General features: G+C 64.5%; 28 protein-coding genes. 13 read left to right on the top strand and 15 right to left on the bottom strand.

Translation table 11 applies throughout. The annotated features are described in order from the left end of the window. The first annotated feature begins 4 nt into the window (after window positions 1-4). Window positions 5-1,498 (top strand): cobyric acid synthase, encoded by a 1,494-nt coding sequence (locus QX051_RS22380; RefSeq protein WP_315777604.1) that lies wholly within the window; start codon window positions 5-7, stop codon window positions 1,496-1,498. Here QX051_RS22380 and cbiB read toward each other — a convergent pair. After that, the gene (gene cbiB / locus QX051_RS22375; RefSeq protein ID WP_315777603.1) at window positions 1,485-2,453 is read right to left on the bottom strand and encodes an adenosylcobinamide-phosphate synthase CbiB; all 969 of its coding nucleotides are present in this window, start codon (window positions 2,451-2,453) and stop codon (window positions 1,485-1,487) included. The genes QX051_RS22380 and cbiB overlap by 14 nt on opposite strands. Window positions 2,454-2,475: 22 nt before the next feature. Here cbiB and cobD point away from each other — a divergent pair, with 22 nt between their 5' ends. After that, entirely contained in the window at window positions 2,476-3,507 is a 1,032-nt protein-coding gene (gene cobD, locus QX051_RS22370; protein WP_315777602.1) for a threonine-phosphate decarboxylase CobD, read from the top strand. Here the strand turns inward: cobD and QX051_RS22365 are convergent. The 3 genes from QX051_RS22365 to cobT are packed head-to-tail and all read right to left on the bottom strand — an operon-like array spanning window position 3,504 to window position 5,868. Continuing rightward, window positions 3,504-4,223, bottom strand: coding sequence for an adenosylcobinamide-GDP ribazoletransferase (locus QX051_RS22365; RefSeq protein WP_315777601.1), 720 nt, complete (start codon window positions 4,221-4,223; stop codon window positions 3,504-3,506). The genes cobD and QX051_RS22365 overlap by 4 nt on opposite strands. Next, the gene (locus QX051_RS22360) at window positions 4,220-4,813 is read right to left on the bottom strand and encodes a histidine phosphatase family protein (RefSeq protein ID WP_315777600.1); all 594 of its coding nucleotides are present in this window, start codon (window positions 4,811-4,813) and stop codon (window positions 4,220-4,222) included. The genes QX051_RS22365 and QX051_RS22360 overlap by 4 nt, the downstream gene beginning before the upstream one ends. Next, the gene (cobT, locus tag QX051_RS22355) at window positions 4,813-5,868 is read right to left on the bottom strand and encodes a nicotinate-nucleotide--dimethylbenzimidazole phosphoribosyltransferase (protein WP_315777646.1); all 1,056 of its coding nucleotides are present in this window, start codon (window positions 5,866-5,868) and stop codon (window positions 4,813-4,815) included. The genes QX051_RS22360 and cobT overlap by 1 nt, the downstream gene beginning before the upstream one ends. A 143-nt stretch (window positions 5,869-6,011) precedes the next feature. Between cobT and QX051_RS22350 the strand changes: the two genes are divergently transcribed. Further along, on the top strand, window positions 6,012-8,369 hold the full coding sequence (locus QX051_RS22350; protein ID WP_315777599.1) for an Orn/Lys/Arg decarboxylase N-terminal domain-containing protein: 2,358 nt from the start codon (window positions 6,012-6,014) through the stop codon (window positions 8,367-8,369). An 8-nt stretch (window positions 8,370-8,377) separates the two neighbouring features. After that, complete coding sequence (locus QX051_RS22345; protein WP_315770418.1) at window positions 8,378-8,950, top strand: GNAT family N-acetyltransferase; 573 nt, start codon at window positions 8,378-8,380, stop codon at window positions 8,948-8,950. A gap of 8 nt (window positions 8,951-8,958) precedes the next feature. On the opposite strand, the gene QX051_RS22340 is transcribed toward QX051_RS22345, so the two are convergent. From QX051_RS22340 to QX051_RS22330, 3 genes are all read right to left on the bottom strand, one after another. Next, window positions 8,959-9,171, bottom strand: coding sequence for a hypothetical protein (locus QX051_RS22340; RefSeq protein WP_315739782.1), 213 nt, complete (start codon window positions 9,169-9,171; stop codon window positions 8,959-8,961). A gap of 269 nt (window positions 9,172-9,440) precedes the next feature. Next, window positions 9,441-9,569 (bottom strand): hypothetical protein, encoded by a 129-nt coding sequence (locus QX051_RS22335; RefSeq protein WP_315739783.1) that lies wholly within the window; start codon window positions 9,567-9,569, stop codon window positions 9,441-9,443. 33 nt (window positions 9,570-9,602) lie between these two features. Then, entirely contained in the window at window positions 9,603-10,652 is a 1,050-nt protein-coding gene (locus QX051_RS22330; RefSeq protein ID WP_315777598.1) for a hydroxyacid dehydrogenase, read from the bottom strand. 159 nt (window positions 10,653-10,811) lie between these two features. On the opposite strand from QX051_RS22330, the gene QX051_RS22325 reads away from it, so the two are divergent. The 3 genes from QX051_RS22325 (at window position 10,812) to QX051_RS22315 (ending at window position 12,443) form a co-directional block, all read left to right on the top strand. After that, a complete protein-coding gene (locus tag QX051_RS22325; RefSeq protein ID WP_315770423.1) occupies window positions 10,812-11,363 on the top strand; it encodes a thiamine pyrophosphate-binding protein in 552 nt (183 codons plus the stop codon). Beyond that, window positions 11,360-11,959, top strand: coding sequence for a thiamine pyrophosphate-dependent enzyme (locus QX051_RS22320; protein ID WP_315777597.1), 600 nt, complete (start codon window positions 11,360-11,362; stop codon window positions 11,957-11,959). The genes QX051_RS22325 and QX051_RS22320 overlap by 4 nt, the downstream gene beginning before the upstream one ends. A 130-nt stretch (window positions 11,960-12,089) precedes the next feature. Next, entirely contained in the window at window positions 12,090-12,443 is a 354-nt protein-coding gene (locus QX051_RS22315) for a VanZ family protein (RefSeq protein ID WP_315739787.1), read from the top strand. 52 nt (window positions 12,444-12,495) lie between these two features. Here the strand turns inward: QX051_RS22315 and QX051_RS22310 are convergent, their stop codons facing one another. Beyond that, window positions 12,496-12,885 carry a DUF1236 domain-containing protein gene (locus QX051_RS22310; RefSeq protein ID WP_315718467.1) on the bottom strand — a complete coding sequence of 130 codons (390 nt, stop codon included), beginning with the start codon at window positions 12,883-12,885 and terminating at the stop codon, window positions 12,496-12,498. 27 nt (window positions 12,886-12,912) lie between these two features. Between QX051_RS22310 and QX051_RS22305 the strand changes: the two genes are divergently transcribed. The 3 genes from QX051_RS22305 to QX051_RS22295 all read left to right on the top strand — a co-directional run bounded on the left by QX051_RS22305 (window position 12,913) and on the right by QX051_RS22295 (window position 15,091). After that, window positions 12,913-13,248, top strand: a complete 336-nt coding sequence (locus QX051_RS22305; RefSeq protein ID WP_315777596.1) for a hypothetical protein — start codon at window positions 12,913-12,915, stop codon at window positions 13,246-13,248. A gap of 607 nt (window positions 13,249-13,855) precedes the next feature. Further along, window positions 13,856-14,320 carry a hypothetical protein gene (locus tag QX051_RS22300; RefSeq protein WP_315777595.1) on the top strand — a complete coding sequence of 155 codons (465 nt, stop codon included), beginning with the start codon at window positions 13,856-13,858 and terminating at the stop codon, window positions 14,318-14,320. 336 nt (window positions 14,321-14,656) lie between these two features. Further along, the gene (locus tag QX051_RS22295) at window positions 14,657-15,091 is read left to right on the top strand and encodes a hypothetical protein (protein WP_315739791.1); all 435 of its coding nucleotides are present in this window, start codon (window positions 14,657-14,659) and stop codon (window positions 15,089-15,091) included. Window positions 15,092-15,375: 284 nt separating this feature from the next. Here the strand turns inward: QX051_RS22295 and QX051_RS22290 are convergent, their stop codons facing one another. Beyond that, a complete protein-coding gene (locus tag QX051_RS22290; protein WP_315739792.1) occupies window positions 15,376-16,350 on the bottom strand; it encodes a hypothetical protein in 975 nt (324 codons plus the stop codon). A gap of 363 nt (window positions 16,351-16,713) precedes the next feature. Here QX051_RS22290 and QX051_RS22285 point away from each other — a divergent pair, with 363 nt between their 5' ends. The 3 genes from QX051_RS22285 to QX051_RS22275 all read left to right on the top strand — a co-directional run bounded on the left by QX051_RS22285 (window position 16,714) and on the right by QX051_RS22275 (window position 19,732). Further along, complete coding sequence (locus tag QX051_RS22285) at window positions 16,714-17,136, top strand: hypothetical protein (RefSeq protein WP_315720964.1); 423 nt, start codon at window positions 16,714-16,716, stop codon at window positions 17,134-17,136. 316 nt (window positions 17,137-17,452) lie between these two features. Then, complete coding sequence (locus QX051_RS22280) at window positions 17,453-18,082, top strand: DUF4304 domain-containing protein (RefSeq protein ID WP_315739794.1); 630 nt, start codon at window positions 17,453-17,455, stop codon at window positions 18,080-18,082. A 246-nt stretch (window positions 18,083-18,328) separates the two neighbouring features. Next, window positions 18,329-19,732 carry an ABC transporter substrate-binding protein gene (locus QX051_RS22275; RefSeq protein WP_315739795.1) on the top strand — a complete coding sequence of 468 codons (1,404 nt, stop codon included), beginning with the start codon at window positions 18,329-18,331 and terminating at the stop codon, window positions 19,730-19,732. A gap of 171 nt (window positions 19,733-19,903) precedes the next feature. On the opposite strand, the gene arr is transcribed toward QX051_RS22275, so the two are convergent. From arr to QX051_RS22250, 6 genes are all read right to left on the bottom strand, one after another. Then, window positions 19,904-20,317 (bottom strand): NAD(+)--rifampin ADP-ribosyltransferase, encoded by a 414-nt coding sequence (gene arr / locus QX051_RS22270; RefSeq protein WP_315739796.1) that lies wholly within the window; start codon window positions 20,315-20,317, stop codon window positions 19,904-19,906. 122 nt (window positions 20,318-20,439) lie between these two features. Continuing rightward, entirely contained in the window at window positions 20,440-21,072 is a 633-nt protein-coding gene (locus QX051_RS22265) for a glutathione S-transferase family protein (protein ID WP_315739797.1), read from the bottom strand. Between the two features lie 295 nt (window positions 21,073-21,367). Further along, the gene (locus QX051_RS29500) at window positions 21,368-22,018 is read right to left on the bottom strand and encodes a HEAT repeat domain-containing protein (RefSeq protein ID WP_409998122.1); all 651 of its coding nucleotides are present in this window, start codon (window positions 22,016-22,018) and stop codon (window positions 21,368-21,370) included. 149 nt (window positions 22,019-22,167) lie between these two features. Continuing rightward, window positions 22,168-22,959, bottom strand: a complete 792-nt coding sequence (gene hyi / locus QX051_RS22260; protein ID WP_315777594.1) for a hydroxypyruvate isomerase — start codon at window positions 22,957-22,959, stop codon at window positions 22,168-22,170. A gap of 45 nt (window positions 22,960-23,004) precedes the next feature. Further along, window positions 23,005-24,792 carry a glyoxylate carboligase gene (gene gcl / locus QX051_RS22255; protein ID WP_315777593.1) on the bottom strand — a complete coding sequence of 596 codons (1,788 nt, stop codon included), beginning with the start codon at window positions 24,790-24,792 and terminating at the stop codon, window positions 23,005-23,007. A 169-nt stretch (window positions 24,793-24,961) separates the two neighbouring features. Then, window positions 24,962-26,764, bottom strand: coding sequence for an adenine deaminase (locus QX051_RS22250; protein WP_315777592.1), 1,803 nt, complete (start codon window positions 26,762-26,764; stop codon window positions 24,962-24,964). Window positions 26,765-26,912: the final 148 nt, after the last annotated feature.

The following is a 26,912-nucleotide window of genomic DNA, read 5'->3' as shown; positions in this document are numbered from 1 at the left end:
GCTCATGAGCGCGCGCGCCATCATGTTCCAGGGCACCGGCTCCGACGTCGGCAAATCGCTGATCGTCGCGGGGCTCGCGCGCGCGCTGACATTGCGCGGCCTCAAGGTGGCGCCGTTCAAGCCACAGAACATGTCGAACAATGCCGCCGTCACCGCTGATGGCGGCGAGATCGGACGCGCGCAAGCGCTGCAGGCGCGCGCGGCGCGGCGGCCGACGACCGTGCACATGAACCCGGTACTGCTGAAGCCGCAGAGCGAGATCGGGTCGCAGGTCGTGGTCCAGGGCCGCGTCATCGGCAATGCCAAGGCATCCGCCTATCAGGCGATGAAACCGCAATTGATGGCGGCGGTGCTCGACAGCTTCCATCACCTCGCAGCGGATGCCGACATCGTGCTGGTCGAAGGCGCAGGCTCCGCCTCCGAGATCAACCTGCGCGCGGGCGACATCGCCAACATGGGTTTTGCGCAAGCGACGCAGATTCCGGTGGTGCTGATCGGCGATATCGATCGGGGCGGCGTGATTGCGAGCCTGGTCGGCACCAGGACTGTGATCCCGCCGGACGATGCCGCGCGTGTGGCAGGTTTCCTCGTCAACAAGTTTCGCGGCGATCCGGCCTTGTTTGCGTCGGGCATGAACGAGATCGCGCAGCGGACGGGGTGGACATCGCTCGGGCTCATTCCGCATTTTTCGGATGCGCGCCGCCTGCCAGCGGAGGACGCGCTTGGCCTGGCTGAACGCGGATCATCGGGAGGACAGCGGCCGAAGGTCGTCATCCTCGCCTACCCGCGCATCTCCAATTTCGACGAGTTCGATCCGTTGCGGCTGGAAGATGGAATCGATCTGCAGTTTTTGCGGCCTGGCACGCCGATCCCCGGCGACGCATCGATGGTGATCCTGCCGGGCTCGAAGGCCACGATTGCCGATCTCGCCGCCTTGCGTGAAGTCGGCTGGGACATCGATCTTATCGCGCATCTGCGCCGCAGCGGCCGCGTACTCGGCATCTGCGGCGGCTATCAGATGCTGGGGCGTGTGATCAGCGATCCCGATGGGCACGAGGGCACGCCCGAGTCCGTCGCGGGACTTGGCCTGCTCGACGTCGAAACGACATTGACCGATGACAAGGCGTTGCGCGAGGTCCAGGGCACGCTGACGCACGATAAGCTCTCGTTCCGCGGCTACGAGATGCACATCGGCCACACGGAGGGACGGGCGACACAGCGCCCCTTCCTGACCTTCTCCGATGGCCGGCGCGATGGCGCCATCGCGCCTGATGGCCTGGTAGCCGGCTGCTACGTGCATGGCCTGTTCGCCGACGACGGCCTGCGCAGCCATTGGCTGCGCAGCCTCGGCGCGACGACCAGCGGCCTCTCCTATGAGATCGATGTGGACACGACGTTGGATGCACTCGCGGCGCATCTCGAGCGCTACGTTGACGTGGACCGTATCCTGGCATTGGCGAGCAAGCCCGCGCCGCCCGTGGCGGCTACAGGATCCTGACCAGGACGAGTCCTGCGACGACCAGGGCCTGAACCAGACAGGCCAGCCGATACAGCCGCAAGGCCTGCCGGATGTCGGACGCGTCGAGATCGGCGCGCCCGTCGCCCATCCAGGCATCGGTGACCAGATGGCCGTGATAGACGCGCGGCCCCGCCAGGCGCAGTCCGAGCGCACCGGCCATCGCCGCTTCCGGCCAGCCGGCATTGGGCGAACGATGCTTCGACGCATCACGTGCAACGGCTCGCACCGCGGCCGAAGCCGAGGCGCTCGGGATGCAGGCCGCAGCGGCTGCGATCCACAGCGCGGACAGGCGCGAGGCCGGCAGGTTGACGAGATCGTCGAGCCGCGCCGCCGCCCAGCCGAACGCGCGGTGCCGGTCCGAGAGATGACCGATCATGCTGTCCGCGGTGTTGAGAGCCTTGTAGATCAGGATACCTGGAAGACCACCGACGACGAGCCAGAACACGGGTGCGACGACGCCATCGGAGAAGTTTTCTGCCAGGCTCTCGATCGCGGCCCGCGCAACGCCTGCTTCATCCAGCCGATCGGGATCGCGGCCGACGATCATCGAGACCGCTCGGCGGCCGCCCTCGAGCCCCTCCTGCTCCAGTCCCTCTGCAACCGCGGCGACATGCGTGTCGAGACTGCGCTGGGCCAGCAGGCTGCTTGCCGCCACACCAAGGATGATCGTTGCGACCGGCTCGCCCACGACCGCCTGCATCACCCACGCTGCGGCGAGGCCGATGGTCATCCCCCCCGCGACGAGCAGGCACACGAGCGCAATGCCGCGCGCACGTCGTGCGGCAAAGCCGTCTGCCCCGTTCCAGCGGCGGTCCGCCCATGCTATCAGCGCACCCATCCACATCACGGGATGGCCGATCCGCCGCACCAGGACCTGGGGATAACCGACCGCCGCCTCGACGAGCAGCGCCGTGAGCGCGAGAGAGACGAACATCGATCTCCGCTGAAGGACAGACATGGACGACAGAGCGACTAGCACGGGCGCGGACCAGCTGGAAGCGATCCTTCACGGCGGCGATCTCGCTGCGATCAGCCGTCGCTACCCGGATGCGCCGCGGCCGTGGATCGATCTGTCGACCGGCATCAATCCCGTCGCCTACCCGGTGCCGACCATTCCGCCCGCAAGTTGGGCGCGCTTGCCGGCCCAAGCCGAAGACGACGCGCTGCGCGCAGCGGCTGCTGCGCGCTATGGCGTGGCGGGGCCCGAAATGATCGTTACCGCGCCCGGCACGCAGGCGCTGTTGCAGATCCTGCCGCGGCTGCGCCCACGCTCGAGGGTTGCCGTGCTCGCCCCGACCTACGAGGAGCATGCGCTGTGCTGGCGCCGCTGTGGGCATCGCGTCGGTCTGGTCGATGATGTCGATGCGCTCGCCGATGCTGATGTTGCCGTCGTCGTGAATCCCAACAATCCCACCGGCCGCCTACTGCCCCGCGATGTGCTGGTCGGATTGGCCGCGACCTTGCGCCGGCGCGACGGCCTGCTGATCGTCGACGAAGCATTCATCGATCTTTGTCCCGCCGACGCCAGCCTCGCAGCCGACCTGCCGCCGGCGACGATCGTGCTGCGCTCGTTCGGCAAGACCTACGGCCTTGCCGGCGTCCGCCTCGGTTTCGCGATCGGCTCCGCTGACGTCGTCCGCCGACTCCGCGACGAGCTCGGGCCTTGGGCCGTATCCGGACCTGCGCTCGCGATCGGAACGACGGCCTTGGCCGACGCTGCTTGGCTGGAGCAGACACGCGCGCGGCTGGCGAACGACTGTCAGCGCATCGACGATCTTCTGAGCAAGGCCGGCTGCGCGGTCATCGGCGGCACGCCGCTGTTCAGGCTGATCACATCGCCGAACGCGCCTGACATCGCCGAGCGGCTCGCCCGGCACGGCATCCACGTCCGGCGCTTTCCGGCTCAGCCGAGCTGGCTGCGCTTCGGCCTGCCGGGCAATGCGTCCGAGTGGCACCGGCTGGCGCCGGCGCTCGGCGATGCCTTCTAGCCGAGCACGCAGGCGGCAAGCAGCAGCGTTTCCGTGACCTCGATGCTGGCGCCGTGGCAATCGCCGGTGATGCCGCCGAGCCGCCATTGCCAGTAGAACGCGACCGCCGGAACGAGACCAATCACAACCAGCGTCGGCACCGCGCCGGCCAGCGCGCCGATCGCGAGTGCGCCGCCCCAGGCGACGATGACGTTCCAGCCGACGCTGTTCGAGATGCTCGCCCCCAGCCCCGGCTTCAACGACAGCAGGGTCTTATTGCAGATCAAAGTCCCCCAGCGTGCCCAGGCCGGGATCAGCACCAGCGCCCAGGCCGTCGGGCCCGTCGCCAGCTCGGCGATCAGCACCAGCTTGGCGGCGATCTGCAAGCTGATCGCGACGACGGCAAAGCTGCCGGCATGGGGATCGCCCAGCACGGCGATGAAGCGTTCCGGCTTGCCATGCGAGGCGCCGAACGCGTCGGCGACGTCGCCGAGCCCATCGAGATGCAGCGCGCCGGTGATCCCGATCCAGGCGACCAGCACGGTCAGCGCGACGATCCACGGATCGGCATCATGAAAAAGGCGGGCGACCAGCGCCAGACAGGCGCCAATCACCAGTCCGGCTGCCGGAAACCAGACCGACGCCCGTGCAAGATCGTCCGATCGCGACTCAGCGACCCGCGGTGTCGGCAGCCGCGTCAGGAACTGCAATGCGATCCAGAATTCACGCAGACTCATGGCTGGATGATCTCGACGATTTCGCCCCAAGATACACCATCATCGCCCTGCCCGGCTTCGAGCGTGATCCGCGTGCCCGGCCGGATGCGCAGGCTCCACAGCTGGCGCAGCGGCCAGCCGAGCAGATGCGAGAGCGCTGCGCGCATGGCGCCGCCATGCGCCACCACCAGAACCGGCGCAGGCTCGGGCCGGACAAGGATACGATGTGTTGCGCGCGCCACTCGCGCCTGCAAATCGGACCAGCTCTCACCGCCCGGCGCCCGGACCTCAGCATCGGCATGGAAGGTGTCGAGCAAGGCTTCGCCTCCGGGCTCGGCAGCGATGTCGCGATGCATCCGCCCGTCCCAGAGGCCGAAATCGAGCTCGCTCCAATCCACGTCGATGTCCAGCGCGCAGCCGGTCAGCCGGGCATAATCCTCCGCTGCCGCACGTGCGCGCGCCAACGGCGAGCTGACGACGCTGTGCCAGATCAGGCTCCGCGTCTGCCGCCGGAATTGATCCCAGCCGAGGTCGCTGAGCGGCGGGTCGGTGCGGCCGTCGAGATGGCCGTCGCGTCCCGTCGTCCCGTGCCGCAGCAGGTCGATCCGCATCAGGAGTCGCGTCCCGATACGGCGGCCTCGGCGAACGTCGCCATGCCGTTGTGGAGCGCACAGGCCAGCCGGATGATCGGCAGCGCAGTGGCGGCGCCGGAGGCTTCGCCGAGCCGCAGATCGAGGTCGATCAGGGGACGGGCACCGAGGGCGTCGAGCACGATGGCGTGGCCGCGCTCGGCCGAGCGATGCGAGAACAGCAGCCAAGGCCGGCAGGAGGGATTGAGGCGGACGGCGACCAGCGCCGCGACAGAGACGATGAAGCCGTCGACCAGCACCGGCCAGCGCCGCTGCGCGGCGGCGACGATCGCGCCGGCCATCGCAATGATCTCGAAACCGCCGACGGCGACCAGGACGTCGGCGACGGCCGCTCCCGTCGTGAGCCCGTGTCGCCCCAACGCATCGGCAATCACCGCAGCCTTCCTGGCCCGTCCGTCGGCGTCGAGCCCGGTGCCGCTGCCGACGATGTCCGCGGGCGCGCATGACAGCAGCGCGGCGGCAATCGCTGCCGCCGATGTCGTGTTGCCGATCCCCATCTCGCCGAAGATCACGAGTTGCGGCGCGTGATCGGCCTGCCGCACCACCGCGCGCCGTCCGGCTTCGGCCGCAAACGCGACCTCCTCCAGCGTCAGCGCCGCCTCGGTGCTGAAGTCGCGCGTGCCGCGCCGCGGCTTGTCGACGACCACGCCGGGCACCGGCTCGCTCGCCAGCGTGCCGACGTCGACCACCTCCAGCGGACAGCCGAGGCTGCGCGACAGCACCGAAATCGCCGCACCGCCGCGGGCGAAGTTGTGAAGCATCTGGACCGTGACTTCGGGCGGATAGGCCGAGACCCCCCGCGCCGCGATGCCGTGGTCGCCTGCGAACAGCACCACCGGCACCCGGTCGGCCCCTGGACGTTCCGACGCCTGCAGCGCGGCCAGATCGACCGCCACCTGCTCCAATCGCCCAAGGGCGCCAAACGGCTTGGTCAACTGGGCCTGGCGTTCCAGCGATGCCTGCCGATGGAGCTCGGACGGCGCCACACAATCAAGGCTGATCCATTCAGGAAGCACCACGGATCCTTTCAGCGTCACTCGGGTTCGGGACGATTGCCACTGCGAGGCGGCCGAGACAAGCTCCGTGAGGCGTCCTATTGTCATCGAAGCGTCATCGAACGTGACGACAGGTGGCTGCCCACCCAGCCCGAAAGACTGTCATGGAATACTTCCGCCGCTTCACCTTCCTGTTCGCCGCGCCCGTGTTCGAGACCGACGACCTTGCGGGGCTCCGCTTCAACCAGATCATCGAGGAGATCCAGCGCTCGGGCTTCGAGGTGGTGCGCGCCCGCAAGCTGGAGGACGCCGAGATCGCCGTGCAGACGGATGCCGCGATCGGCTGCATGGTCGTCGATTGGGGCAAGAAGGGCCTGGAAGGCAAGACGGCGTCGCTGATCAACCTGATGCGCCGTCGCGGACTGGACTTCCCGATCATCCTCCTGATCCGCCGCAAGCGGTTCGAGGATCTGCCGGTCGAGGTGCTCGACTTCATCGACGGATACGTCTTCCTGTCGGAGGAGACTCCAGCCTTCATCGCCAAGAACCTGGTCAGCCGGCTGAAGCAATATGCCGAGACACTGAAGACGCCATTCTTCGGCGCGCTGGTCGACTATGCCGAGGAAGGCAACCAGCTCTGGACCTGCCCCGGGCACAATGGCGGCGTGTTCTATAGCCGCAGCCCGATCGGCCGGGTCTTCGTCGAGCATCTCGGCGAGGCCGTGTTCCGCGACGATCTCGACAATTCCGTGCTCGATCTCGGCGATCTCCTGACCCATGAGGGGCCGGCGCTGCGCGCGCAGAAGGAAGCCGCGCAGATCTTCGGCGCCGAGAAGACCTATTTCGTCCTCAACGGTACCTCGACCTCCAACAAGGTCGTGCTCGGGGCCCTGGTCACCGACGGCGACCTCGTGCTGTTCGATCGCAACAACCACAAGGCCGCTCATCACGGCGCGCTGCTGATTTCGGGCGGCGTCCCGATCTACGTCCCAACGGTTCGCAACCCCTGGGGCCTGATCGGCCCGATGCGCTGGGATCTGCTGGACGAAGAGCATCTGCGACAGCAGATCCGCGACAACCCGCTGGTCAAGGGCCCCGACGCCTGGCGCAAGGAGCGGCCGTTCCGCGTCGCGGTGGTCGAGCAGTGCACCTATGACGGCACGATCCACAGCGCCGAGATGATCCTGAAGCGGATCGGGCATCTCTGCGACTACATCATGTTCGACGAGGCCTGGGCGGGCTTCATGAAATTCCACCCGCTCTACGCCGGCCGCTTCGCCATGGGCCTCGGCGACCTCGGACCCGACGCCCCCGGCATCATCGCCACGCAATCGACCCACAAGCAGCTCGCGAGCTTCTCCCAGGCCTCGCAGATCCACGTCAAGGACCGCCACATCAAGGGCCAGCGGCGGCGGGTCGAGCATCGCCGCTTCAACGAAAGCTTCATGCAGCACGCCTCGACCTCGCCGTTCTACCCGCTGTTCGCCTCGCTGGACGTCGGCGCGCAGATGATGAAGGGCCGCTCCGGCGAGGTGCTGTGGGACGACACGATCCGGCTCGGAATCGAATTGCGCAAGAAGATCAGGGCGATGCGCCGGGAATTCGAGGAGAAGGAGAAGGATCCGGCGCGGCGCTGGTTCTTCGAGCCGTTCGTGCCGGACCGGGTGTCGATCCCCGATGCGGCCAATCCCGGGGCTAGCCATGACGTGGCCTGGGAGGCGATCTCGACCGACCAGCTCGCGACCGATACCGCGCTGTGGCAGCTCACGCCGGGCGCGGCATGGCACGGCTTTCCGGATCTCGCCCCCGGCTTCGCAATGACCGATCCGAACAAGCTGACCCTGCTGACCCCGGGCTTCGATCGCGCCACCGGCGGCTATGCCGATCACGGCATCCCGGCTCCGATCGTCGCGCAATATCTGCGCGAGAACCGCATCGTGGCGGAGAAGAACGATCTCAACTCGCTGCTGTTCCTGCTGACGCCGGGGGTCGAGGCGAGCAAGGCGGGAACCCTGATCAGCGGCCTGGTCGCCTTCAAGCGGCTCCACGATGACAACGTGCTTCTGGAGGACGCCATTCCGGAGTTCACCCGCAAGCGCTTTGCGCGTTACGGCAAGCTGCGGCTGCGCGACCTCTGCGCCGAGATGCACCGCTTCTACCGCGACGCCGAGGTGAGCGCGCTGCAGGCGAAACAGTTTCAGCCGCAGCACATGCCGGAGATCGCGATGTCGCCACGCGAGGCGGCGCGTGCGCTGATGCGCAACGAGGTCGACTACCTGCCGATCGATCGCATCTCCGACCGCATTGCGACGACCCCCTTCGTGGTCTATCCGCCGGGCATCGCCACCATCGTTCCGGGCGAGCGGCTATCCGACCGCGCCAAGCCGATGATCGATTACCTCAAGATGTTCGAGCGGGCGTTCAACACCTATCCCGGCTTCGACGTCGAGATCCAGGGGCTGTACAAGGAGATCGACGAAGCTGGCCGGATCCGGCTCCATACCTATGTCTGCGCAGAGTAATTCGAACCATGGACAGCGCGATCACGGCTCGCGACACCGAGCCGCCGGTCCTCGTCAGGCCGTCACGCGACGAGGATGTCGAGGCCATGCTCTCGATCTACCGGCGGCATGTCCGCCGCGGGGTCGAGGACAGCGCCGCCGGTTCCGGGGCGCCCGAGCCGGACGACCTCAAGCAGCGGCGCAAGAATCTGCGAAATCATCGGTTGCCGCATCTGGTCGCGACATTCCGCGGCGAAGTCGTGGGCTATGCCTATGTCGTCCTGTTCAGGAAGCGGCCGGCCTACCGGTTCGCGGTCAAGCATTCGATCTATGTCCACCATGAGCATCTCGGCCGTGGTGTCGGCGGGCTGCTGATGCAGGCGCTGATCGATGCTTCCGCCGCGGCCGGATATCGCCAGATGATCGGCTATATCGACGCCGATAATGTCGCCTCGCTCGGCATTCATGAGCGCTTCGGGTTCGTCAGGGTGGGGCTGCTGCCAGGAGTAGCCTACCGTTTCGGCCGCTGGTGCGACACCGTGATGGTGCAGCGCTCGCTTGGCCCCGGGGCCAGCGACGCACCGGCTGGGATGGGCCGCTGAGCCGCAGGTCAGGACGGAAAGTCGGCCGCCTTCACCTCAATGCGGTCGGCATGCAGCGACCAGTCGCGCACCTCCTGCTGTTTACAGAATCTGGACTTTGCGATTTCTGCGGCTTCGCCTTCGCTGTCGGCCTCAACCTCCAACGTGCTCTGGCATATCTCGCACTGGCGGCCATTCTCGCCCAGCACGTCCTTCATGAAATGGATGACATAGCGCGACATGCAACCTCCTGCCTCTCACGCAGTGCTCGAAGGTGATGTTACCGCGCTTCTCCTCCCGCTGTTCACCGATATCAAGCGGCCGATGCAAATATTTGACGCAGCGGTGGAACCGGCGCTCAGGCGCCCACCGAAGGCAGGCTCGCGGCGGCGATCGCGACGAACTCCGAGACGGCGCGACGGACGCGGCCGTGGGTCGACTTCAGGATGGCGTTCAACCGGCGCATCGGACCAATTTCCCTTCCGCGCCGAGCGAAAAACGTGGCCTAAGCTCATGGCGCCCCTGGAAAAATGATCAGCCACCACTGGGCTGTCGAGACGGCTCCGAAAATAGCAATGTCCGCTTCGCCGAAGCCGCCCTGGAGAGAAGATTTATTGCTGCGTCGCAGCTTGCGACGCATGAAATCTTCTCCCCGCAATCTCTTCTCTTCTGGCTACGAGGGCGTCACTCCGAACGCCTCGCGGAAACGAGCGCTGTAGCGCGGCCAGGCCTCGGGGTTGATCAGGCGCGGCGGACGCCCGCCGTCAAGCGCGTCGAGCAGCTGCTCGGCTGCGATCCGACCCATGTTCTGTCGCGCCTCCCGCGTCACGCCGGCGGTGTGCGGGCTCGCCAGCACGTTGTCGAGCTGCAGCAGCGGATGGTCCGGCGGCGGCGGCTCCTTGGCCCAGACGTCGAGCCCGGCGCCGGCGATGCGCTTTTCGCTGAGCGCGGCGAACAGCGCCTCCTCGTCATGGATGAAGCCGCGGGCGGTGGTGACGAAATAGGCGCTAGGCTGCATCAGCGCGAACTCGCGGGCACCGATCATGCCGCGGCTTTCCTTCGTCAGCGGGCAGTTGATCGAGACGAAATCCGAGCGCCGCATCAGGTCCTCGAGTTCCACCTTCTCCGCGCCGCGTGCGGCGATCTCATCGGACGACAGATATGGGTCATAGGCCAGCACCGTCATGCCGAGGATGCCGCGGCACAGCTCGGCAACCCGGCGGCCGACATTGCCAAGCCCGACGATGCCGATCGTCCGTCCCTGCACCTCGTTGCCGATCAAATCGTTGCGGTTGACGTCGCGCTCCCGGCGCAGCCGGCGGTCGGACTGGATGATGCGCTTCGACAGGGTCAGCATCATGCCGAGTGTGTGCTCCGCCACCGAATGGGCGTTGCCGCCGGACTGGTTCACGACGAGGACGCCGGCCTCGGTGCAGGCGTCGACGTCGACCGGGTCGTATCCGGCCCCGTTGCTGGACACGACGAGGAGGTTTGGGGCGCGGCGCAGCAGGTCTGCATCGACGTGGAAGCGCGGCGCGAGCTCGTCGCGGGCCGCCCCGATCTGGTAGGCGTGAGCCGCCGCGAGGATCGGCGCCGTCTCGGCCTCGGAGCTCTCGTTCTCCAGCCGGTCGAGCCGGACGTCGGGGCGCGCGGCGAGCAGCTCGCTGAAGATCGGGTGGGCCAGGTATTTGACGTAGAAGACGCGCTTGGAATTCGCGGCCATGAACAGCCGACCTCCTGGTTTCTTGGTTCTTGATTTCGGACTTGAAAGGCGGATGCCTGACCGGCCGGGCCGGCATGTTGACAATCGTTCCGGTGCCGTCAAGCTCAGCGCCAAACCCCGCGCGCCGGGCCCCCATCAGGAACGACCGGAGGAACAGCAATGGCCGCCGATGCCGATGCGGCGCGATCAGCAACCGCTGTGCCGAATTGGCACGAGATCGTGCTGCAGACGTTCAAGCACAACGCCGTCGACCTCATCCCCTACGTACCCGACCGGGTGCTGACGCCGCTGATCCAGAACCTGCACGACGATCCGTTCTTCACGACCTTTGCGACGGCGCGCGAGGAGGAAGCGGTCGGCATTCTCACTGGGGCCTGGATGGGCGGCCGACGCGGCGCGCTGTTGATGCAGACCTCGGGCTTCGCCACGCTCGCCAACGTGCTGGCCTCGCTGATCGTGCCCTGCCAAATCCCGCTGATCATGATCGTGTCCGAGCGCGGCACGCTGGGCGAGTTCAATGTCGGCCAGTCGCTGGTGTGCCGAACCATGCGGCCAGTGCTCGATGCACTGGCCATGGAGCACCACACCATGACGCGGCTCGACGAGCTCGAATTCGTCGTCGACCGCTCGATCAAGCAGGCGGTGGCGACCCAGGCACCGGTGGCGCTCATCCTGTCGCCTTTGCTCACCGGCGGAAAGGTGTTCGCATGAGCGCCCCTCACAGCAACACCAAGATCATGAACCGCTACGACCTCACCTGCCGGCTGGTCGCGCGGCTGACGCACGAGGAAGCGGTGATCGGCGGCATCGGCAACACCAATTTCGATCTGTGGGCGGCGGGCCCGCGGCCGCAGAATTTCTACATGCTCGGCAGCATGGGGCTGGCCTGCCCGATCGCGCTCGGCGTCGCGCTGGCGCAGCCGCAACGCCGGGTGTTCGCGCTCGAGGGCGACGGCTCGCTGCTGATGCAACTGGGCTGCCTGACCACGATTGCCACGCTGGCGCCGAAGAATTTGGCCATCATCGTCATGGACAATGGCGTCTACCAGATCACCGGCAGCCAGCCGACGCCGGCCCGGAACGCCGACATCGTCGCCATTGCCGCCGGCTGCGGCATTGGCGCCAGCCATTGGGCCGCAGACGAGGAAGATTTCGAACGCTTGATCGATCTTGCGCTCGAGGCGCCCGGCCCGGTGCTGATTGCGGCGAAGATCGACAATAGGCCCGGTATGGGCGCCACCAGGCGCGATCCGGCACAGATCCGCGAGCGCTTCATGCAGGGTCTGGGAGTCCGGCAGCCGATCTGAGGCGCCGGACGAAAGCTGTTCGCGGTACGATGAGAAGGCCATGTTCCGGCTTCCGAGCCGCGTTAACTAAACCGGTGCCTCAAGCGACCGTGACCCCGGTTCGTGGCCCGGAACGTGCTAAGCAGCGTCCATGATGATCGTCATTCGCCTCTCGGCCTGGCTGCTCGCGGCAGCCGTTGCCTTCGCAACGCTGGGCCCGCCCAACTATAGGCCACATTCGCACCTGGGACAGGACGGCGAACACGCCCTCGCCTTCATCCTGATCGGCCTTGCCTTCGGCCTCGCCTATCGCAGTCATCGGCTGCTGACCACCGGGATTGCGGTGATCCTGATCGGTGCACTCGAACTCTCGCAGTTCCTGGCGCCGGGACGTCACGCGCGGCTGGAAGACTTCATCGTCGACGCCGCGGCCGCCTGCCTCGGATTTGGCCTGTCCGCGGCCATCGACTGGCTCATCCGACAGATCCGCACGCAGACCGCATGACGAGAGGCCCCGCCGCTGATGCGACGAGGCCCCTGTCCGTCAGAACGTCAGATCACTCGATGATCTTGATGACGCGGCGCGTGCGCGGATCGACGATCACGCGGCGATCGTTCACGACGGCGTAGCGATACTCGGTGTAGCGCGGCACCGGACGCAGCTCGACGGTGGCGGGCAGCGGCTCGCCGACCACGACGCGCTCATGGACGACCACCGACGGCGCGCGCTCGGCCTCGATCGAGTTGATCACCGCGTTCGGAATTTCCAGGCCCGCACCGACGGCGGCACCGACCGTTCCACCCACCATGGCGCCGACCGGACCGGCAACGGCGCCGCCGGCCGCAGCGCCATTGGCGGCACCTTCGACGGTCGTGGACTGTGCGAACGCAGCGGTCGACGCCAGCAGCGAGGTGGCGATCAGCGAAACGGCAAGACGGGTTCTCATCATTGTCTCTCCTCCAGTGCTTTCGAGATGCCGATCAACACCAAGGGATCGCCTGCAGTTCCGGTTCCAAATGGCCGAAACTTCATCATGCCACCGGAACCAAACCTCGAACTCTTCACCATCGTCGGAGATGATGGAGAGATTGCTCAGTCGCTATCCACGTTTCAAACAACCACGCGCAGGTTCGCACTCTCGCGGCGGATCACGCCCGAGTCCCGCGATCGACGGCCCTTCGATGAATCGAGAGGGCGCAGGGAATGCCGGGTGAAGGCCTCACCCATGGCCCGCCTGCTGAAAAAAATGCAGGCGGCAGGTACCACAGGCAAAGCCGATCAACCGGCATTCCCTGCGCGGCGGTCTTAACGCTTCTTTCGCGCTCTCCTCGGGGACCGGCTGATTGACCCCGTCGCTCGCGCGAGGGCATGAGCCCTCGCCGCGCGCTTGACCTCGGCACCGGGAGGCCAGGACCACACGACTTCGCGTCCGTGATGTGTCGTTCGTCTGCATGCGCAAGCACATGCTGCGACATCTCACGGCCACCGCATCCCTGCCCCACGTGTCGTGACGATCGCGCGCAACGTCCCTCTCATCGAGGCAGGATGCGCACATGATGCATGATTTCTGAAAAATGGAAAGAACTTTCTTGGCTTCGCAGCGATGTGCGCGAGATCAGCTTGATTTCGTGGATAAATTCGATTCGTCCGATGCGGCGTGTCGTAGCCTTGGCGGCGCGCGTTTCAACCACGTGCGCACAAAGTGCCGGACTGATTTGCCCGACGAGCGCGCAACCCTTGTTCTTCGGATCGCTTCTGGCCCGTCACGACCTTCCCGGTCGATGCCGGCGATGTCCGCGCTGGAGGCCACATCGAAGCTAATCGTGGAATGGCCGGCAGACAGCTCTTGACCAAAGCGGAACCGGCAGCCGTTATCGCGCAAGGCGATGGAGTTCGATCGATCGGATGATGGACAGATGAAGCTGGTGAGGGTGACGCTGGTCGCGGCGTTCATGCTTGGGAGCATGCAACCGAGTCATGCTGCCGTGCGCATTGTTTTTGATCAGGGCGGACGGATCGGAACCTATATCGACAGGTTCAAACTTTTGCGCGATTTCGGCGCGTCCGTCGTCATCGACGGCATCTGCGCCGGCGCCTGCACGCTCGTGCTGGCGTACATTCCCCACGACAGCATCTGCGTGACCCCGAGAGCCGTATTCGGCTTCAGGGTCGCGGACAATCCTGGGCCCGATGGGAAGGCTATTCCCAACCCTGAAGCCACGCAGATGCTCTATGATCGTTACCCCGCCGCGGTCAGGCAATGGATTACGCGGCACGGCGGCATGACCGCGCGCACGATCTACCTTCGCGGCCGGCAACTCCAGGCGCTATATCGGCCCTGCTCCACCGATGTCGAAGGTGGACGCGGCCAGCCACGGTAGCCAAGGCCAACGGATGGTGTTGCGCCGGGGTCACCATGACGAGGTGACCCCGCAGCGGCCGGGCTCGAGGCCACTTGAGAGTTGTTTGGTTCAAATGCAGTCTCTGAAGCCGAGCCGCTCTAGAATTGCTAGAGCGCTGTAAACGCGCCGGTGATTTTGACGGCTTTACGCCTCAACGGCAGCTTGCGCTTTATCGGCGATACTACGGGCTCACCTCGTCAGGCTGCCATGTCTGCTTTTGACCCACAGCCGACTTGATCAGAATTGAACCGAACGCTTAATCGGGCAGCAACTCTAGCACACTAATCACTGTCCGCATGACCCTGGTAACCGCACATGCCTCATGAACTGCTGAGCGGCATTCTCGGAAGCCTCGCAGCAGAGGTCGCTTCTAAGATTGCTCCTGCGCGACAGGGTGGCGAATTTGCCGAAATTCCGCCTGAAACACTCCAGCGGCGGAACCGCCGGCTATATCGTTGCCTGTTGGCTAGTGGCTGCTTGGGGTTTGCCGCTCCGTTGTTGGCTCTTGCTATAGGGAGTGAGGACGCACCTTGGCGCAATGCTTGGTTAACCGGGGTTATTTTCGGCCTGCCATTTCTGATCATGCTGATCTTCTTGGCGCTCGTCTGGGCGACACGAGGCAGCAATAGGACAATGGAGCTTCTGTTCTACTTCGAGAGACAACAGCGGACTCACATCTACGTTCTCTACCTGTACGCAGTGCCGCTCGCGGTGTTGGGACTCACATCCTCGGTGCTGGTGTGGCTTTAAGCACCGCTAACGAGATTGCATTGAAGTAGAAGCATCTCGTTGCTGAAGTACTTTGCTGGGGTAGAATGTGACCACTTTCCCGGTCAAATGTCCGTCTAGCCAAAAAGGCTGGCAATCGGCATGTCGCCTATTGGCCCTTACCGACGAAATCCGATGTTCGCCTACACGTCTGCTGTGAGGGGTAGATCGGAACCGGCGGGCGTGCGGCCAAATCGACGCTCATGACCCGAAGCTGACCTCGACACCAACTTGGACTCCCCTGACAACCCGCTCGGTTGATCTCGCTACGAGCGGCGGTGAACCTCGAACGACGCCATCAAGTCAAGGATACGCTGCTGCATCCTCTGCCAATTGGGCACGTCCTCCGGCCGATGACGGAAATAGAAGTGTCGGCCCTTGTTGATGAAGCGGTGCTGACAGGACTTCGGAACAGCCTCGGACGGCGTGCCGCAGCCTATTATCGTGGTGTTGACGCCATGACCGTCATCATAAGCAAGATAGCCATTTCCGACGTACTCCTTGCCGTCCTTGCCATGCGTGATGGTTTTGGTCTTCACGAGACCAAACTCTCTACTTTGCTCGACAATTTCTCCGCCGGGCGGATCTTTCATTAGACTTAGCATCCATTCGGGGTCCCACGTGACGAAGACCGAGTTGCTGTCAAATTCCACCGGCATCAGACGGCGGTTGAGTGGTTGGAAGTCGGGAGCGGTCGTCGCAAGCAGCAAGCTCGGGCTTGACCCGCCGCTCCACTCTGCTTGCCAGACGGTTGGGATCAGATATGTCTCACCTCCAGAATACCTGATGTAATAGCTGTCCGGCGACATGGGGATCAGTGCCAGCCGCTTACCCACGAAGTCACGCACCTGCAGACATGTAATCGCCGGCCCCCGACCCTCAATCTGCCCGTTTAATACGCCCGGCTCGAAGGCGCGGTGGAGATACGACCAGTGATATAGGCGCGCATTGGTGGGTTCGCCGACAACGAGGATCGCGTGGTGCTGCATGTAGAGCGGACCATCGTGCTCGGCCCTCATTTTAAAGATCGACAGGTCGAACCATACGCGTGCGGGCCGGTAGTCGGAGGCCCCGTCAGAAATCTGGATGCAATACGGCTCAGATCCAGCGATCTCTTCAGCGCCATGAGCTACAAGGAGCGATGTCGCCGCGCCTGCGGCGACAAAGAGCAAGGTCACAACTAGAGCCAGACCAACAAGCATTCGTAGCGAAATCAACTCAATCCCCGCCGTGCCACACATTCTATTTCGACCGGCGATATTGGAATTTGCGCGTGGGGTCGCAGCAAGCGCCGTTTATCGGAAAGTTCGGCAAATGGCCGGTGGTCGCGTGCGGTATTGTACTTGTTCGTCCGCCTCCCAGAGTGAGAAACGTCAGCTTCTGGCCCATAAGCGAAGTGGCGAGCCGCCACTTTGATGTCTGCTCTGGGGCGGTCAGCCGACTGGAATTGCGCAGGTCGAGTGTTTCGCATTTTGACCCGAAGCGGCACCGTGGCAAATTTCGTCTGAGCCGTGCTGGCTCTGGGTGGTCGGGCTTATTACGGTCAAGAATAAAGGGGGCGCTGGCCAAGCGCTAATGTCGTGGCTAGGATTGGCGTTTAACCTATGAACTCGGGCTGGATGATGCGCATCTCTTACTATGACATAGAAAGCAAGATAGCGGAGCTGCCGGCATGGTTTCATGATGGAGTTCCTCGCTATCTGCCTTTTGGGCCTCGCAAACTTTCAATCTATAACGATGTGTCCGTGCTCGCTCGCGTCGCCTGCCAAGCGTGCAATAGACCCTTTCTCGTCGGTATTATTCCCAAGTCTCAAGACGTCCAAGAGTTAGCGACCGACTTGGGCGTACTGAACAATCTCTCCGATGATCCGCCATTTCACGATCACCAGACCGGGCAGTGCGACGGCTTGGCTATGACGTGGATCCTGCAGGAGTTGGTGGAAGTGTGGGCGCGCAGTCCGGGAGGAGATTTCGTGCGTCGACACGAGTTCGAACGCATCCTACCTCCAGACTTTTTCGATAATTGATCCTGTCTGACGCTACGTCCCTTTCTTGTGAGCGATTTGTGACCATTCTTGCGCATGTCGCCACATGTCAGCTTCTGACCCGAAGCGGTCCTCTCGTCTCGGCGGGTTGCAAAGCAATTTTCCTGCAGCCGGTGACCGATCCCCGCCAATGCTGTATCCTGCGGACCACCAAGCTCGCTTCGATTGGAGGTCATATGCGGCGGCGCGGACTTACTGGTGGTGCGGCCGCTGGCTGGCGGCTTGAAGCGTGCGCGCAGCAGCCAAAGATGCCAGTCATCGGCGCAGCTGGGATTACGACCGAACGTTTGATTGGCTCGTGAGCAATCTCAAAGCGTCCCTGCCAAAAGCCATTCGGAGCCAGTTCGCGCCAACACTCCGGCGGGACGGGTTCTCTGGCACAAGCCAACGCTACTGGCGGCTGGTTGGCGGTCAATGTCAGGTAGTTGAAGTTCAGGGGAGCCGGTATGGCGGAAAGTTCGCCGTCAATATGGGCATTCAGCCGATGTCCATACCACTCCTCTCGGGAGAAGCACCTGAGCCTAAGCGCATGCGCGAAATGGACTGCCTGTTTCGTAGGAGACTTGCGAGGCAGCCGGGTGATCAATGGTGGGACTACGAGCCAAACCAGTTGAGTATGGACGCCGCAGCACGCGACGCATGCGCAATGTATGAGCAGGTCGGCAGAGCTCAACTAGATTTCATGGCGCAGCCCACGTCGCCACTGACCACAGTGACGCCGGAAGCCTTTGCGGGGCAAACCTGCGACTTCAAGGGGTTCGGCAACACGGGCGTTCTGATGGCCTGGGCACTCGGACATATGAGAAAAGCCGCAGGCAAGAACGCGGAGGCGCAAGGGTTCGCACGGTTCGCGCTCGAAAAGATCGGCGATGGGCCAGGGGGGAGCGGATTGAAGGCAAAATTGCGCGACTTGTTAGAGGGGTCATAGAACCGATCTGTTGCAAAGAGACTTGGCGTCCGAGGAGTGTAGGCCTTATAAACGTCACGGTGAGGCAGATGCGCAGACCTGGAGCTATCCTGATTGCGACCGTCGCCACCTCAACCACCTGACCCAAAGCGATCCAGCAAGGCTGTCAACTCTCGCCAGAAGCGGCGGAACATTCCGGGTTGACACCGGTTCGCCCAAGTTCCAGTGCGCTTGGAGCCAACACGCGTTTTCTCAGAGGGTCCGCTGATGTCATCGTCCGATGTGGTCAGGAGTGCTCACGATCGCCGTCAACGACGGTTGCTGATCGTGCTAGCCCTGGGATTTGTCGCCTTTGGCGCCGCTGCGGCCGGCCTGGTCTACGTGTTGCAGCCCGAGACGCTCCGGATCGCCGTCGGACCGGCGGCGAGCGACGACCACAAGGTGGTCCAGGCGATGGCCAACGCCTTCGGTGAGGAAAGCCGGACCGTCCGGCTCTCTCCGATCACGACCGGGGGAGCGGCCGAATCTCTGGCCCTGCTGGCCGCCGACAAGACCGATCTGGCGGTCGGCCGCGGCGACCTCGGCATGCCGCCCGATGCGCAAACACTGGCGGTCCTGCGCAAGAACTATGTCGTGCTGTGGTCGCCCTCCGGGCGACGCGGCAACGAGCCCAAGCAGAAGGCCAGCGGCAAGATCGCAGATATCGCCCATCTGGCAGGTCACAAGGTCGGCATCATCGGGCGGACCGGAGCAAACGTCGCAGTGCTCCAGACCATTCTGGAGGGCTCCGGCGTGCAGCCCGATAAGGTTGCCACGGCTCAATTCGGGACAGACGAGATCGAGAAGCTTGCGCAAGACCCCACCCTCGATGCGTATCTCGCCGTCGGTCCGCTCGACAGCAAGATCACGGTGGACGCGATCACCGCGACCTCCCGGGCACGCGGAGCACCCACGTTTCTTCCGATCGAAGCATCGGAGGCCGTTGCCCTGAAGCATCCGCGCTACGAGGCCGAGGAAATTCCAGCCAGCGTCTTCAACGCGAAACCGGCCTGGCCGGAGGACAAGGTCGACACGATCAGCGTCAATCACCTGATCCTGGCCAAGAAGGGGCTCTCCGAAGCCAAGGCGGCGGCCTTCTACCGGCAGCTTTTCGCGGTCCGCGACACGATCACGCAAGGCCTCGCCGGCGCTTCGCACATCATGAAACCCGACACGGAGAAGGAGACCGAGCCTTCCGTGCATCGAGGCGCCGCGGCGGTGATCAACGGCACGGAGCGAACCTTTCTGGACAAGTACAGCGACTACTTCTGGTTCGCCTTGCTCGTTCTTTCCGGCATCGGTTCGGCCGCCGAATGGCTGCGCCGCTATCTGAACCGGGATGAACTGGAGGACAACACCAGCGGCCGCAACCGCATTCTTGCGGCGGTGTCGGAGGTGCGCAATGCCGGCTCGGAACACGATCTGCTGACCTGGCAACGGGAGGTCGACGGGATCATCGCCGAGACCCTCAAGGGCTATGACGATGGAGCCATCGAACAGGAGGACTTGGCGGCATTCGGCCTCGTCCTCGAACTCTTCAACCATGCCGTCGCCGAAAGGCGAGCGACGCTGCAGAGCGGCGCCTCCGATCAATCATGGACGACAGGTCCAACCCTCGCCTCTCGGCGATAGGCTCGGCTCATGAGGAGGAGATTTCGTGAGTCGACACCAGTTCGAACGGACCTTGCCACCGGACTTTTCCGATGTTCTGGACGGAGGACGCCGCGTGGCGCGCGCGTAGCAGCGTCCGCAAACAGCCATCGGGCGCGACGGATCGACGCCAGTGCGATGCCGCCGCGCCGTTCAGTCGATGATGCCCGGCCCTTCGGTCATCGCGCGCGCAACGCCCTCCTTCATCTGCTTCACCACCTCCGGCGCGTGCCCCTGCCACAGGACGACCTCGGCAATGACGCGCAGCGGCGCGCGGGATCGATGAGACCGCGTCGGATTTCCCGGGAACTTCTTGTCCGTCAGGTTCGGGTCGTCGACGAACGGACCGGTGGGCTCGACGACGTAGATCCGTCCCCGTCCGTCACCGGCAGCCAGCTCGGCGCCCCAGATCGCGGCATCCAACGTCGCCGTGAAGTAGACCCACGACAGCGGCTCCGCCTCGGTGAAATTGGAGGCATATCCGACCGCGATCATGTCGCCCGGCCGCAAATCGGCTCGCGTGCCGTGAAAGAAGGATTGTGCAAACACGGTCGCAACAGATGACATCGGTGACCTCGGATGGCGTCTTCAGCGGCCGTCATATGTCGCGGCGCGGCGTCGAATGCAAATGATCGTTTCGTCGGTTGAAGACTCTGTCGGCGAGCTACCCGCCTCTCTCGTTCCGCCACCTAGCTAGTCCACCAGCGCCGCGTGGCCTGGCACGTCTCCAGGGCCCGCTGATAGCCGGCACGGGCGCGCAGCCGCGTCATGTAGGCTTGCACACGATCATCGAACACGACACCGACGTTCTTCCGCGCCATTTCGAGCGCGTAGCCCACGGAAATGTCCGCTGCGGTGAACGCGTCGCCAGCCATGTAGGGCGCGTGCGCCAGTTGCCGCGTCACTAGGCTCAACCGGGTCGTGAACACGTTCATCGCCTGACGCGCGCTCCAGTTGTTGCGCTCGCTTTCAGGCGCAAGGTGCCGGGCTCCCGAAACGAAATAAAGCGAGGCTGCGAGGCCGGCCTCACCGAGGTGGAGAAACTGCTGATAGGCAGGAAAAGCAACATCATGTGCCGCGGGCGCCAGCGCTGTCGGCCCATACCGCCCCAGGATGTACTCCATGATCGCAACGGACTCGACCATCGTGACATCGCCATCGCGGATCGCCGGAATGAATCCGGCGGGATTGATCGCCAGGAACTCGGCGTCGTTCTCGACCCCGGCCAGGAGGTCCACGTCCCGAAGCCGGTATGGGAGTTCCATCTCTTCCAGCAGCCATACGACACGGAAGCCTCTGCCCTCTCCGAACACCGTGATCATCGTTCGCAACCTCCTCCGTTGTCCGCTCCCAGGACGGCCCTCCGTTCGTCAGCCCGACATGCGGCCGGAGATTTTCTCAGCGGCTCCTCGAACTCCGGCTTGGCGCAGCACATCGTGATCAGACTCGAAGATGAAAAGACGCACTAAAGATGTCGGCGGCTAGCCCATCCCAAACCGTCCAAACAGGTGGGAGCACAGCCCGCTCTCAGGTCTGAAGCAGAAGCAGGCGACCAAGGCCCTCAATGGCTGCATTTGGCCCGCAGCGGGCATCCTAAGCCTACGAAACGAGCTGGGATCAGCGGCTCGAAAGTGTTTGGATAGCCCGCCACGCTGCCTTTCGAACGTGACCGTCGACGTCCGAGGACAGCTGTGACAACACTGGTAGAATGTCAGGGACTGAAAACTTCTCGGCTAACTCGCAAGCCCATTGCCGGTGTCGGGCAAGCTCATCAACTTGGAATGCATCGAAAAGCGTTCGCCAATGGGCAGAGTGGGCTCGCTGCCGCAGGACCCAAGCAGCTTCGCGCCGAATTTCATTTTCCGAGGCGTCGTTGTAGATGCGAAACACCGTCGGAAAATCTGCATCGACCCAGATTGTACCCAGCGTGCGAATAGCGGTTTGCCGTGTCGCTTTGGATGGATTTGCCAGTAGAGCTACCACAAGCTCGTGCGCCTCTTGCAACTCCCATTGTGCGACGACTTCACACGCTGTGCGCACAACGTATTCTGATGGATCACGGAGAGCCCTCAAAATGATAGAGCGCAACTCGCGCCCATGTGGGTGACGTCCGATTGCATCAATAGCCGCCCGTCGTTCAAATTGATCTTCGAGTCCGGCTGCGTTGGCCAGTGCCTTTAGTGCCGCCGCACCTTCTTGCAAGGCGAGTTTGCGTATGACTTGGTGGGTAGTCGGCGGGTGCGCGCCGGAGGGCGAATTGCAGGACACGACAGCGTTCCAATGTAGGATTGTTCTACTGTTGCACCAAGCGGGGCAGTTCTGCAATTGGCCCAACGCGGACTTTTCAGCCGACGCCGGCGACGTCGGCTCGCAGACATTAACTGGAAAAGGCCGGTGCAGGGACCAAGGAATCAAGCTCAGCCGGCCGGAACGATCGCCCGGTCCGTCAGCCAGCCAAGTCCCTCCGCGGTCGTCGCCCGCGGCTTGTATTCGCAGCCGATCCAGCCGGGATAGCCGATCGCATCGAGGTGGCGGAACAGGAAGGCGTAGTTGATCTCGCCGGTGCCGGGCTCGTGGCGGCCCGGATTGTCGGCGAGCTGGATGTGCGCGATGCGGGCGAGATGCTTCTGCATCGTGCGGGCCAGATCGCCCTCCATGATCTGCATGTGGTAGATGTCGTACTGGACGAACAGATTGTCGGACTCGACCTCCGAGATCAGCTGCAGCGCCTGGGCGGTGCGAGAGAGGAAGAAGCCGGGGATGTCGAGCGTGTTGATCGGCTCGATCAAGAGCTTGATCCCCTGCGCTTTCAGCGCGGTCGCGGCAAAGCGCAGGTTGTAAACCAGCGTCGTATTGAGCTGACGCGGATCGGAATCGGCCGGTGCAATGCCGACGAGGCAGTTGAGCTGGCGGCAGTCGAGCGCCCGCGCGTATTCGATGGCGCGACGAACGCCGTCGCGGAATTCGTCGACGCGATCCGGCAGGATCGCGATGCCGCGCTCGCCCGCGGCCCAATTGCCGGCGGGCAGATTGTGCAGCACCTGAGTCAGCCCGTGGCGCGCCAGCTGCTCGCGCAGCTCCGCCTTGTCGAAATCGTACGGGAACAGGTACTCGACTCCGCTGAAGCCGGCCGCCTTGGCGGCGGCGAAGCGCTCGACGAACGGAAGCTCGTTGAAGAGCATGGTGAGATTCGCAGCAAAGCGCGGCATGTCATGGTCCTCGAATTGGTCCTCGAATGAGAGCGGTCGCTGCGATCAGGCCGGCAGCAAGGTGCGCGGCGGCTCGGCCGGGGTGTCGTCCACCGGCAGGTCGAGCACCTCCTCGAATTCGACGACGTTGTCGATCTCGGTGCCCATCGCGATGTTGGTGACGCGTTCGAGCACGAACTCGACCACGACAGGCACCTGGTACTCCGCCATCCATTCGCGCGCGGTGGCGAAGGCCGCCTGCGCCTTGTCGGGATCGGTGACGCGGATGGCCTTGCAGCCGAGGCCTTCGGCGACGGCTATGTGATCGACGCCGTAGCCACCGACCTCGGGCGCATTGATGTTCTCGAACGACAGCTGGACCTGGTAGTCCATCGAGAAGCCGCGCTGCGCCTGCCGGATCAGGCCGAGATAGGCGTTGTTCACGACGACATGAATGTAAGGCAGGTTGAACTGGGCGCCGACCGCGAGCTCCTCGATCAGGAACTGGAAGTCGTAGTCCCCCGAGAGCGCGACGATCTCGCGCCTGGGATCGGCGGCGCGGACGCCGAGCGCGGCCGGCAGGGTCCAGCCGAGCGGCCCCGCCTGCCCCGCATTGATCCAGTGGCGCGGGTGGTTGACGCTGAGGAACTGCGCGCCGCCGATCTGCGACAGGCCGATGACGCTGACATAGCAGGTGTCGCGGCCGAACGCCTTGTTCATCTCATGATAGACGCGCTGCGGCTTGATCGGCACCTGATCGAAATCGCTGCGCCGGAGCATCGTGCGCTTGCGATCCTGGCACGCCGCCGGCCACGCCTGCCGTTCGCGCAGCTTGCCAGCCTTGCGCCACTCGCGCGCGACGGTGATGAACAGCTCGAGCGCCGCCTTCGCATCCGAGACGATGCCGAGCTCGGGATTGAACACGCGGCCGATCTGGGTCGGCTCGATGTCGACATGCACGAAGCTGCGACCCTTGGTGTAGGTCTCGATCGATCCGGTGTGGCGGTTGGCCCAGCGGTTGCCGATGCCGAGCACGAAATCGGACTCCAGGAAATTGGCGTTGCCATAGCGATGGCTGGTCTGCAGGCCGACCATGCCGGCCATCAGCACATGATCGTCGGGAATGGCGCCCCACCCCATCAGGGTCGGCACGACAGGCACGTTGACGGTCTCGGCGAACGTCACGAGGAGTTCGCTGGCATCGGCGTTGATGATGCCGCCGCCGGCGACGATCAGCGGGCGCTCGGCGGCATTGAGCATCTCCAGCGCTTTCTCGATCTGCTTGCGGCTCGCCGCGGGCTTGTAGACCGGCAGCGGCGTGTAGGTCTCGTCGTCGAACTCGATCTCGGCGAGTTGCACGTCCAGCGGCAGGTCGATCAGCACCGGTCCCGGGCGGCCGGAGCGCATGATGTGGAAAGCCTGGCTGAACACACGCGGCACGAGGCCAGGCTCGCGCACCGTGACCGCCCATTTGGTCACGGGCTTGGCGATCTGCTCGATATCGACGGCCTGGAAATCCTCCTTGTGGAGCCGGGCCCGCGGCGCCTGGCCGGTGATGCAGAGGATTGGAATGGAGTCTGCGATCGCCGAATAGAGCCCGGTGATCATGTCGGTGCCGGCCGGGCCCGAGGTGCCGATGCACACGCCGATGTTGCCGGCCTTGGCGCGGGTGTAGCCCTCGGCCATGTGCGAGGCGCCCTCGACGTGGCGGGCGAGAATGTGGCGGATCGAGCCGCGCCGCTGCAGCGCGGAATAGAGCGGGTTGATTGCGGCTCCGGGAACGCCGAAGGCGCAGGTGACGCCTTCCTTCTCCAAGATACGCACCGCAGCATCGATCGCCCGCATCTTCGCCATCTCGCACCTCCCTCTGGTTGATGCGCGAGCTTCGCTGCTGGCAGCTACGATCTCAATTCACTCGTCGATTTTTCCCACGATGCGGCACGCTCGGCAAAACACCGGCGGCCTCAGTTTGTTAGGACAGAAGTCAGCTGACATGTCCTAACAGGATGAGGCCTCGCGCACGCTATTCGAACAGCGGCGCAAGCTCCATCTGCGGCACCAGCACGAGGCCCTTGTCGGTGATACGAATTTCCGGAATGACCGATAGCGGAATCAAATTGAAGCCCATGTAGGGAATGGTGCAGCCGGCCTCGGCCCACTCGGTCTTGAGCAGCTTCACCTCCTCGGCGACCTCGGTGACACGCTTGTCCGACAACAGGCCGGCGATCGGCAACGGAACCATCGCCCGCACCTTGCCGTCGGCGACGACGCAGACACCGCCCTGCTGCGCGCCGATCGCGGCGACGGCGGCCTGCATGTCGGCCTCGTTGGTGCCGGCGACGATGATGTTGTGGCTGTCATGGCCGACGCTGGAGGCGACGGCGCCGCGCTTGAGGCCAAAATCCTTGAGGAGGCCATGCGCGACATTGCCGGCCGACTTGCCGTGGCGCTCGATCACCGCGACGAAACAGAGCCCATGGCGCGCGAACAGCGTTTCCCAATCGTTCGCCGGCTCGATCGCGACCTTGTCATGGATCAGCGTGATGCCCGGCAGCGCCGTCTTGATCGCATTCACGGTGCACGCCTTGGTCGGCAGCTCCGGCGTCAGTTTCATCTGCGCCGGCAGCTTCACCGTGGCATAGGCGGCCTTCGGATACTGATAGCGCTGCGACAGCGCCTGATCGAGACGCGGCGTGATCCTGCCCTTGTCGACGACGAGCTCGCCGCCATACCAGGTCGATTGCGGCTTGAGGCCGTCGTCGAGCAAAACCAGATCGGCGCGGCGGCCGCCGCCGAGGCCGCCGATCTCGCCATCCATGGCAAAGCGCGTCGCGCCGTGCAGCGAGCCCATCGACCACGCCTGCTCCGGCGACATGCCGGCCTTCACGGCCTCGCGCACCACCCAGTCGAGTCCGAACAGCATGAGATCGTCGGCATCGCGATCGTCGGTGCAGACAGCCGTGCGCTTGTGCGAGGCGCCGAGCTCGGTGATGGTGCGGATCGCCTGCGGCAGGCTGTGCCACGGGGTCGTGGGCGGACCACCGCGCAGGAAGATCCAGACGCCGGCATCCAGGAGATCATCGGCGATGTCGCGGTCGATCGCCTCATGCGTGTCGGTGACACCGCTCGCCGCATAGGCGGCGACGAATTCGCGGCCATAGACATGGCCTGACACCGGCCGTCCCCGCTGCAGGGCCGCGGCGAGAATGGCATGGCTGCGCTCGTCGCCCATGCAGACCGGCACGAAATCCATCTTCTCGCCGAGCGCGACCGCCTCGGGCCAGCGATCGAACAGGCCGGCGATCTTGTCCGGCGTGAGGTCGCCGCCCGCGGTCTCCAGCGCCGCCGATGTCGCCGGCACCGTCGAGGGCACGGTGAGGAAGATCGACAGCGGCGCCTGCCGCGCATCCTCCAGCATCGCCTCGACACCGGCGACGTCCATCACGTTGCCGATTTCGTGGCTGTCGCAGAAGATCGTCGTGGTGCCGTTCAGAAGCGCAGCCTCGGCATAGGCGCAGGCCGTCACCATCGAGGACTCGATGTGGATGTGCGGATCGACCAGCCCGGGCGCGATGATGCCGCCGGCCGCGTCATGGAGCGCGAAACCGCTGCCGAGCGCCTTGTGGGCACCAGCCGGCTTCACCGCCGCGACCCGCCCGCCGGTGATCCACAGTTCGCGCGAGGGGTGGATGCGCTCCGAATAGGTCGACAGCACGCGCGCGCCGGTGATCACGAGATCGGGCGCAACGCGGCCCGAAGCGACATCGGCGAGGCGCCGCGTCATCGTGTGCAGAGGGGCGACCGAGAAGCGGGTGAGTTTGGTCATGGCACGAACTCGCTGGACGTGTTGGGCGATGCACCGCGATGGTTGCGCGATGCACGCGTCCCGGCAAGCCCAAATAGATCGGCAGCCCTGACCACGGCTTGAGCAGCGGGTGAATAGCCCCCTCCTCCCTCCCCTCGAAATATCCGCG

The sequence above is a fragment of the Bradyrhizobium sp. SZCCHNR1053 genome, from assembly GCF_032381235.1.
Taxonomy (GTDB): Bacteria; Pseudomonadota; Alphaproteobacteria; order Rhizobiales; family Xanthobacteraceae; genus Bradyrhizobium.
The sequence above is the reverse complement of the archived record's forward strand: the minus strand, read 5'-3'. Positions and strand labels throughout refer to the sequence as shown.

Coding starts and splice junctions, on each gene's coding strand:
- QX051_RS22380 (WP_315777604.1), top strand. CDS start 5: ATGAGCGCGCGCGCCATCATGTTCCAGGGCACCGGCTCCGACGTCGGC.
- cbiB (WP_315777603.1), bottom strand. CDS start 2,453: ATGTTCGTCTCTCTCGCGCTCACGGCGCTGCTCGTCGAGGCGGCGGTC.
- cobD (WP_315777602.1), top strand. CDS start 2,476: ATGGACGACAGAGCGACTAGCACGGGCGCGGACCAGCTGGAAGCGATC.
- QX051_RS22365 (WP_315777601.1), bottom strand. CDS start 4,223: ATGAGTCTGCGTGAATTCTGGATCGCATTGCAGTTCCTGACGCGGCTG.
- QX051_RS22360 (WP_315777600.1), bottom strand. CDS start 4,813: ATGCGGATCGACCTGCTGCGGCACGGGACGACGGGACGCGACGGCCAT.
- QX051_RS22350 (WP_315777599.1), top strand. CDS start 6,012: ATGGAATACTTCCGCCGCTTCACCTTCCTGTTCGCCGCGCCCGTGTTC.
- QX051_RS22345 (WP_315770418.1), top strand. CDS start 8,378: ATGGACAGCGCGATCACGGCTCGCGACACCGAGCCGCCGGTCCTCGTC.
- QX051_RS22340 (WP_315739782.1), bottom strand. CDS start 9,171: ATGTCGCGCTATGTCATCCATTTCATGAAGGACGTGCTGGGCGAGAAT.
- QX051_RS22335 (WP_315739783.1), bottom strand. CDS start 9,569: ATGCGTCGCAAGCTGCGACGCAGCAATAAATCTTCTCTCCAGGGCGGC.
- QX051_RS22330 (WP_315777598.1), bottom strand. CDS start 10,652: ATGGCCGCGAATTCCAAGCGCGTCTTCTACGTCAAATACCTGGCCCAC.
- QX051_RS22325 (WP_315770423.1), top strand. CDS start 10,812: ATGGCCGCCGATGCCGATGCGGCGCGATCAGCAACCGCTGTGCCGAAT.
- QX051_RS22320 (WP_315777597.1), top strand. CDS start 11,360: ATGAGCGCCCCTCACAGCAACACCAAGATCATGAACCGCTACGACCTC.
- QX051_RS22315 (WP_315739787.1), top strand. CDS start 12,090: ATGATGATCGTCATTCGCCTCTCGGCCTGGCTGCTCGCGGCAGCCGTT.
- QX051_RS22310 (WP_315718467.1), bottom strand. CDS start 12,885: ATGAGAACCCGTCTTGCCGTTTCGCTGATCGCCACCTCGCTGCTGGCG.
- QX051_RS22305 (WP_315777596.1), top strand. CDS start 12,913: ATGCCGATCAACACCAAGGGATCGCCTGCAGTTCCGGTTCCAAATGGC.
- QX051_RS22300 (WP_315777595.1), top strand. CDS start 13,856: ATGAAGCTGGTGAGGGTGACGCTGGTCGCGGCGTTCATGCTTGGGAGC.
- QX051_RS22295 (WP_315739791.1), top strand. CDS start 14,657: ATGCCTCATGAACTGCTGAGCGGCATTCTCGGAAGCCTCGCAGCAGAG.
- QX051_RS22290 (WP_315739792.1), bottom strand. CDS start 16,350: ATGTGTGGCACGGCGGGGATTGAGTTGATTTCGCTACGAATGCTTGTT.
- QX051_RS22285 (WP_315720964.1), top strand. CDS start 16,714: ATGAACTCGGGCTGGATGATGCGCATCTCTTACTATGACATAGAAAGC.
- QX051_RS22275 (WP_315739795.1), top strand. CDS start 18,329: ATGTCATCGTCCGATGTGGTCAGGAGTGCTCACGATCGCCGTCAACGA.
- arr (WP_315739796.1), bottom strand. CDS start 20,317: ATGTCATCTGTTGCGACCGTGTTTGCACAATCCTTCTTTCACGGCACG.
- QX051_RS22265 (WP_315739797.1), bottom strand. CDS start 21,072: ATGATCACGGTGTTCGGAGAGGGCAGAGGCTTCCGTGTCGTATGGCTG.
- hyi (WP_315777594.1), bottom strand. CDS start 22,959: ATGCCGCGCTTTGCTGCGAATCTCACCATGCTCTTCAACGAGCTTCCG.
- gcl (WP_315777593.1), bottom strand. CDS start 24,792: ATGGCGAAGATGCGGGCGATCGATGCTGCGGTGCGTATCTTGGAGAAG.
- QX051_RS22250 (WP_315777592.1), bottom strand. CDS start 26,764: ATGACCAAACTCACCCGCTTCTCGGTCGCCCCTCTGCACACGATGACG.